This window comes from Psychroserpens sp. (assembly GCF_045105015.1).
GTDB lineage: Bacteria > Bacteroidota > Bacteroidia > Flavobacteriales > Flavobacteriaceae > Psychroserpens.
The window spans coordinates 1-7400 of the sequence record NZ_JBGCCX010000069.1 but is presented as its reverse complement, the minus strand read 5'-3'; the positions used below and the strand labels follow the sequence as shown (position 1 = coordinate 7400).

Genomic DNA, 7400 nt, shown 5'->3' with positions numbered 1-7400 from the left:
AATCTAAAAAGCCATTAATAAATCGGTCCATTCCAAACTTGGTTTCACCATATTTACGAGCTTGATGTTTTACAATTTTTTCACCAATATTGGTGAAGCCAGCATTTTTTGCTAGTACAGGGATATAGCGATGCATTTCTCCGCTTACTTCAATGTTCTTAACCACTTTATTATCGTAAGCTTTTAAACCACAATTAAAATCGTTTAGTTTTACACCAGAAGTTCGTCGAGCTGCCCAGTTAAAAAGTTTTGAAGGTAAATTTTTTGAAATAAAAGAATCGTAACGTTTCTTTTTCCATCCAGATACCAAATCGTATTTCTCAACAATAATCATATTGTAAAGTTCTGGTATTTCCTCAGGATTATCTTGTAAATCTGCATCCATGGTAATAACAACATCACCTTGAGCTTTTGAAAAGCCTGCATGCAAGGCTTGAGATTTTCCGAAGTTCTTCAAGAAACGAATGCCTTTAACATTATCATCCATTTGAGACAATTGCATGATAATCAACCATGAATCATCAATACTTCCATCATCAATAAAGATGATTTCATAAGAAAAACGATTGGACTGCATGACTTGTGCAATCCAATCGTATAGTTCTTTTAAAGAGTCTTGTTCGTTAAGTAGTGGTATGACTACTGAAATATTCATTCAATAATTTTAAATATTTTAATAATCAAAAGTACTGATTTTTTTTAAGCTTGATTTGGATCATTCCTTTTTAATGAAACACCAACAATTAAACCTATTACAGATAAGATTAATAGTCTAATCACATAAGACTGCATCTGCATTGCTGCTGAAAAATTATTCTTACCTTCCATACCAGCAATAGCTTCGTCAATACTCTCTTGAGGCGCGCCAAAATTTTCCATAGTCTGCATGGTCATTTCAATGATTTTTTCGTTTAAATATTGAGCTGAATCTGGATCAACAAAAGCGAAAATAACTATCCCTACAACAGTACTGATAAGTGTTCCTACAGCCACTGTTATGAAATAGGATGTAAAGGCTTGTTTAAAAGTCATGAATCCTCCTAAGGCTTTTCTACTTTTAACAGCAGCGATAATTCCGAAAACTAGTATGATTAAAAATAATATTATACCTAACCACCACTCAGTAAATAGATCAATGCTAAATGCGTAGATTAATACGGTTACTAGTGTTAGAACAATACCTAGTACTATTCCTTGATTTAAGCTAATTGATTTAATTGATTTTTCCATAATTGAGTTGATTTTTTAGTTAATATGTTAAGTAAGTGTATCAATAGTTATATTTGTTACAGAATTGAGAAAAATAAAAAAAGAATTATTTTATTGGTAATTTACAAAAAATACTTAAATTTGCACCTCCAAAATAGTAAGGATTTTAAAGAAAAAAGCGATGAAAAAAGGAATACATCCAGAAAATTATAGACTTGTAGCGTTTAAAGATATGTCTAATGATGACGTGTTTTTAACAAAGTCAACTGCAGATACTAGTGAAACTATTGAAGTTGATGGTGTTGAATATCCAGTAGTTAAATTGGAGATTTCAAGAACATCACATCCATATTACACTGGTAAATCTAAATTAGTAGATACAGCTGGTCGTATTGATAAGTTCAAAAACAAATACGCTAAATTTAAAAAATAAGCGTTACGTACCTATAAACAGAAGCCTTCAGGATTTATCTCGAAGGCTTTTTTGTTTTCTCTATTTAAGCTACTTTTGGTATATAACTAAAGTCTAAAAGATTTAAACTTAAATCTTCAAGCTTTTAACTTACAAATTTGATATGAATTATATTCTTTTTGATGGTCCTTCAAGAAACAATCTACTACCTTTTACTTTCACAAGGCCAGTTGCAGAGATAAGAGTTGGTATTTTGACCATTAGAGAAAAATGGGAAAAGTACTTAGGATTTACCACAACGACTTTAACAGAGGACTATCTTTCTGATAAATTTCCAATGGTAGAAATGGACTTCAATGTAATGATTAATGCTTCATTTCTTCCTAATAAAGAATTGGTAGCTATGGTTATAAATCTGAAAGAGAACCAAGCTGTTTTTAAAGATGAAGATGTAATTGCTTTTTATACTAAAGATACTCAAGATGAAGTTGATTTTAATACTTATGAAGCCCTTGAATATGAATCAGATATAATTAAAATAGACCATACTTGGGATATTTTTTCTAAAAATGCACTAGCGATACAAGAAGATTTTGAATTACTCACACATGACCGAAAATCACAAACGATTCCTAATTCCGTCAATACAATAAATGCTCAAAATATTTTTATAGAAAACGGTGCAAAACTAGAATTTGCAACTTTAAATGCGAGTTCAGGACCCATTTATATTGGTAAAAATGCTGAAGTCATGGAAGGTAGTATCGTAAGAGGACCTTTTGCTTTGTGCGATAATGCAACACTTAAATTAGCATCAAAAATTTATGGGCCAACAACAGTTGGACCACATAGTAAAGTTGGTGGCGAAGTTAATAATTCTGTCATTTTCGGATATTCTAATAAAGGTCATGATGGTTTTTTAGGTAATTCTGTGATAGGTGAGTGGTGCAATTTAGGTGCAGATACTAATAATTCAAATCTTAAAAACAATTATGCTGAAGTCCGTCTTTGGAATTATAATACACAAGGTTTTGCTAAAACGGGTCTACAGTTTTGTGGTTTGATGATGGGAGATCACAGTAAATGTGGAATAAATACAATGTTTAATACTGGTACAGTTGTTGGTGTTAGTGCAAATATATTTGGAAGTGGTTTTCCTAGAAATTTTGTTCCAAGTTTTAGTTGGGGTGGAAATTCAGGGTTTACAACGTATCTAACTAAGAAAGCGTTTGAAGTAGCTAAAGTGGTTATGCAACGTAGAGATATTGAATTTTCAGATATTGATAAAGCTATATTAGAGCACGTTTTTGAAGACACTAAACAATGGCGAAAAAAAGACGATTAAACTAAAAAACTATGAAAACATACCTACTTATATTTGCGCTAATTCTTACAACTGCAGTTAACGCTCAAAGTGACACTTACACCTTGAAAAACCTTCAAATTAATGATGAGTTAAGTCAGTATGGTGTTGTGCATGTCAAAGATAATATCGTTTATTTTTCAAGATATAAGGTCAATAGTTTTGGTACTGTTGAACGTAATAGTGGTAATCAACAAATCTTTACATTATATCATGGTGAGATGACAGAAGATGGAGAAATCATAAACGCAAAAGAATTCGTTTCCTCAGATCGATTTGTATTTAATAGCTCGAGTGCAGGATTTAGTATTAATGCTAAACATATGTATGCTACCACTAATGAAAAAAAGAGAGGAGATGTTTATAAATATGATGATAAAACTAGAAACCTTAGAATGGAACGTGGCGAATATGTTGAAGGTAAAGGCTATATGAAGTTTAAACCACTTCCTTTTTGTGATGAACGATATTCTTATGCGCATCCATCAGTAAGTCCAGATGGACAATACCTTTATTTTACATCCAACATTCCTCAAGCTAAAGGTCCTACCGATATTTTCAGAGTAAAAATTCTTGGAAATAATAAATACGGTAAAATAGAAAATCTAGGAGCACATTTAAACTCACCCAGAAAAGAAATGTTTCCATATATAACCAAAGGGAATATTCTTTACTTTTCTTCAGACAGAGCTAAGGGTGTTGGAGGCTTAGATATATATAGAGCTGAAATGGGATCTGACGGAAAGTTTGGTAAACCAGTATTAATGTCAGCTCCAATTAATAGCGAGGCAGACGATATGTGTTTTGAGTTGTTGCCAAATGGTAAATCAGGTTATTTTTCATCTAATAGAGAAGGTGGTAAAGGCGAAGATGATATTTACTATTTTACTGTAGATTAAGCACCTAATTTATTACTTTTTTTACACGCTTCAAGTCCAGTAAATTTATAGGGTTTATTCCTAATCCAATGACTTCTTTTCTTGTAAAACGAACAACTTCATCATAAAATAATGGTACTACAGGAGTTTTTGCCATGACTAAACTATCCATTTTGGTATATAATAATTCTCGTGACTTAGTATCTGTAATCTTGAAGGCATCTTCATACCATTGGTCGAAGACTTCACTTTTAAAATGAGTATAATTCGGACCGTTAGGTGCAAAATTCTTACTGTAATATAAGGATAAATAATTTTCTGCATCAGGATAATCTGCAACCCAACTAGCTCTAAAAAGGTCTAATTTCCCATTTGCTTTAGCATCTTTTAAAGTTGCAGCAGGAATAACATCAACATCTACTGCAATTCCAATTTTTTGAAGTTCTCTCTGAATGTATTCACAAAAACTCAAATAATTACTAGTAGTTGTTATTGTAATCTCTGGATGTGTAATACCAGTTTCAATTTTAAATCGTTCCATCAACTGTTTCGCTTTTTCAGGCTGATAGCTAAAACCAATAGAATCATTATATCCTGGAAGCCCTTTAGGAATAAAACCTCCATTAGCAGGAATACCAATACCGTTTCTCAAATAAGTCATCATCTTTTGACGATCAAATCCATAGTTAATAGCTTTTCTAAGTAAAACAGATTGTAATTCAGGCAACTCTGTATCCATGAAAAACGCTAGATATTCTGTATTGAGATATGGACCACGAATCATAGTAACATCATTTACATAAGATGATCTTAAGTCTCCACTAGCTGTTAATATTTCATCCTTATAGGAAGCATCCAAACCAGAAACGAAATCGATATTACCTTGTGCAAATTGTAAAAATTCACTTTGTTTATCTGGTAAAAATGTAATAGCTACAGCTTCAAGATAAGGTAGTTGATTACCTTTATTGTCGGTTTCAAAATAATTAGAATGTCTACGAAAAACAAGCTTCAAATTTTCTTCCCAACGTTTAAAATGAAATGGACCAGTTCCAATTGGATTTGAGCGAAAATCAGATTGATAATGCTCCACAATTTCCTTTGGAACTACCGAGCAATATTTCATAGTTAACAGTCCGAGAAATGCTGGGAATGCTTGTTTTAAACGAATTTGAAAAAGCGTATCATTGACTGCTGAAAACGTTTCAACTTTATTTAAGGTCCAACTTCCAGGTGAAGCTAACTTTTTATCCAATAAACGATTAAAACTATATTCAAAATCACTAGCTTTTACAATTCTAGTAGAATCTTTTCCAAATAATATATGCTTGTGAAAATTTACATCTTTCCGAAGTATAAAAGAGTAGGTAAGTGCATCCTCAGAAATCGTCCAACTTTTAGCAATGCAAGGTTTTACATTTAAATTACTGTCCATTTGAACCAATCCGTTGTATAACTGATTGATTGCCCAAATGTCTGCATTATCTTTTGCAAACGCAGGATCTAATGAACCAATGTTCTTATGCTCATTATATCTAAAAATAAGATGATTTTTATCAGAGTTAGTATCGTTTCCACATGAAAAAATAAAAAAAGAGCCAATAATACTCAAAATCAATACAGTAATTGAATATTTGCTATGCACAGATTTTAGGATATTACTCATTAATTGTAAATTTGCCCACTCTAAATTAGAATCGAGTAAATATAAATAGATTTCTGTGCTCACGGAAATACTAATTAAAATATGAATAAAAAAGTCGCATTTTATACATTAGGTTGTAAACTTAATTTTTCTGAAACCTCTACAATTGCTAGAAATTTTTCTTCTGAAGGATTTGAGCGCGTAGATTTTAAAGAGGAAGCAGATATCTATGTGATCAATACTTGTTCGGTGACTGAAAATGCAGATAAACGTTTTAAATCAATTGTTAAACAAGCACAAAAAGTAAATCCTGATGCTTTTGTAGCAGCTGTTGGTTGTTATGCACAATTAAAACCCCAAGAATTAGCTGACGTTGATGGTGTGGATTTGGTTTTAGGAGCGACTGAAAAATTTAATATCACAAGCTATCTTAATGATTTAACAAAGAATGACATGGGAGAAGTGCATAGCTGTGAAATTCAGGATGCTGATTTCTATGTTGGAAGTTATTCCATTGGAGATCGAACGCGTGCGTTTTTAAAAGTTCAAGATGGTTGTGATTACAAATGTACATATTGCACGATTCCTTTAGCAAGAGGAATTTCTAGAAGCGATACTTTAGAGAATGTACTTAAAAATGCTAAAGAAATTTCAGAAAGAGACATCAAAGAAATTGTTTTGACCGGAGTTAATATTGGTGACTACGGAAAAGGTGAATTTGGAAATAAAAAACATGAACATACCTTTTATGAATTGGTTCAAGCATTAGATAAAGTTGAAGGTATAGAGCGTTTAAGAATTTCATCAATAGAGCCTAATTTACTTAAAAATGAAACCATAGACTTTGTTTCTAAAAGCAAATCTTTTGTACCACATTTTCATATTCCATTGCAAAGTGGAAGTAATGAACTACTAAAGTTGATGCGTCGTCGTTATATGAAGGAATTGTACATGGATCGTGTTACTAAAATTAGAGAAACCATGCCTCATGCGTGTATTGGTGTCGATGTTATTGTAGGCTTTCCAGGAGAAACAGATGATTTGTTTTTAGAAACCTATAATTTCTTAAACGAATTAGATATTTCATATTTACATGTATTTACCTATTCTGAACGAGACAATACTGTAGCGGCTTCACTTGACGGAGTTGTTCCAAAAAAAGTTAGAGCAAAACGGAGTAAGATGTTACGAGGATTGTCTGCTAAAAAACGAAGAGCTTTTTATGAGCAACAATTAGGAACACAACGTACAGTTTTATTTGAAGGTGAAAATAAGGAAGGCTATATTTATGGGTTTACCGAAAATTACATCAAAGTAAAAACACCATGGAATCCTGAATTAGTTAATACCCTTCATGATGTAGAGTTAACTAAAATTGATGAAGATGGATTAGTGAGATTTGAATTTGTTAAAGAAATCGTTGCATAAAAAAAACCGAAACATTTGCTTCGGTTTTTTTTTGAGTAATTGTCAATTATATTCTAATTCCTACAGGAAGCATCTTTTTGTACTTTCTGTGTCTTCTTATAAATTTTGCTATTTCAGGGCTTGTAGGTACCACACTAATATTGCGTTCAGCAATATTTTCAAAAACTAAAGTCAAAAATTCTTCTTCAAAATCTTCAGATTTTATACAATTAGGAATAATTAGTTTAGTTAAGAAAATTTTTCGATCTTGAAGTGCGTACTCTATTTTAGCAAGTTCATTATCAACCTTAAGTTCAAATTGACGTAAAAAGTCATTGTCAGTCAGTTCTGCTGCATCAATCATAATAATTCGTATTTAATTCAATGGTTGGTAGGGTAGAACTATAGATTTATATAGTTTTGTATTGCAAATTTACAAAAAATTAACATAAACTAAAAATAACTGATTTTTAAATAGTTATGTCT

At 31.6% G+C, this 7400-nt stretch carries 8 protein-coding genes; 4 read left to right on the top strand and 4 right to left on the bottom strand.

What is annotated here, in order from left to right; all coding sequences use genetic code 11:
• Both AB8B90_RS05565 and AB8B90_RS05560 read right to left on the bottom strand, forming a co-directional pair.
• Positions 1-655, bottom strand: a 655-nt coding sequence (locus AB8B90_RS05565) for a glycosyltransferase family 2 protein (RefSeq protein WP_405334523.1), incomplete at its 3' end; no start/stop codon positions are given.
• 44 nt (positions 656-699) lie between these two features.
• Positions 700-1230 (bottom strand): DUF4199 domain-containing protein, encoded by a 531-nt coding sequence (locus AB8B90_RS05560; RefSeq protein ID WP_405334521.1) that lies wholly within the window; start codon positions 1228-1230, stop codon positions 700-702.
• A gap of 160 nt (positions 1231-1390) precedes the next feature.
• Between AB8B90_RS05560 and AB8B90_RS05555 the strand changes: the two genes are divergently transcribed.
• The 3 genes from AB8B90_RS05555 to AB8B90_RS05545 all read left to right on the top strand — a co-directional run bounded on the left by AB8B90_RS05555 (position 1391) and on the right by AB8B90_RS05545 (position 3883).
• Complete coding sequence (locus AB8B90_RS05555; protein ID WP_405334519.1) at positions 1391-1642, top strand: type B 50S ribosomal protein L31; 252 nt, start codon at positions 1391-1393, stop codon at positions 1640-1642.
• A 142-nt stretch (positions 1643-1784) separates the two neighbouring features.
• Positions 1785-2966, top strand: coding sequence for a GlmU family protein (locus AB8B90_RS05550; protein ID WP_405334518.1), 1182 nt, complete (start codon positions 1785-1787; stop codon positions 2964-2966).
• A gap of 11 nt (positions 2967-2977) precedes the next feature.
• A complete protein-coding gene (locus AB8B90_RS05545; RefSeq protein ID WP_405334516.1) occupies positions 2978-3883 on the top strand; it encodes a TolB family protein in 906 nt (301 codons plus the stop codon).
• 4 nt (positions 3884-3887) lie between these two features.
• Here the strand turns inward: AB8B90_RS05545 and AB8B90_RS05540 are convergent, their stop codons facing one another.
• Complete coding sequence (locus AB8B90_RS05540) at positions 3888-5528, bottom strand: ABC transporter substrate-binding protein (protein WP_405334513.1); 1641 nt, start codon at positions 5526-5528, stop codon at positions 3888-3890.
• Positions 5529-5609: 81 nt separating this feature from the next.
• Here AB8B90_RS05540 and mtaB point away from each other — a divergent pair, with 81 nt between their 5' ends.
• Positions 5610-6935 (top strand): tRNA (N(6)-L-threonylcarbamoyladenosine(37)-C(2))-methylthiotransferase MtaB, encoded by a 1326-nt coding sequence (mtaB, locus tag AB8B90_RS05535; RefSeq protein ID WP_405334511.1) that lies wholly within the window; start codon positions 5610-5612, stop codon positions 6933-6935.
• 46 nt (positions 6936-6981) lie between these two features.
• On the opposite strand, the gene AB8B90_RS05530 is transcribed toward mtaB, so the two are convergent.
• Positions 6982-7278, bottom strand: a complete 297-nt coding sequence (locus AB8B90_RS05530) for a GNAT family N-acetyltransferase (protein ID WP_405334509.1) — start codon at positions 7276-7278, stop codon at positions 6982-6984.
• Positions 7279-7400 lie beyond the last annotated feature (122 nt).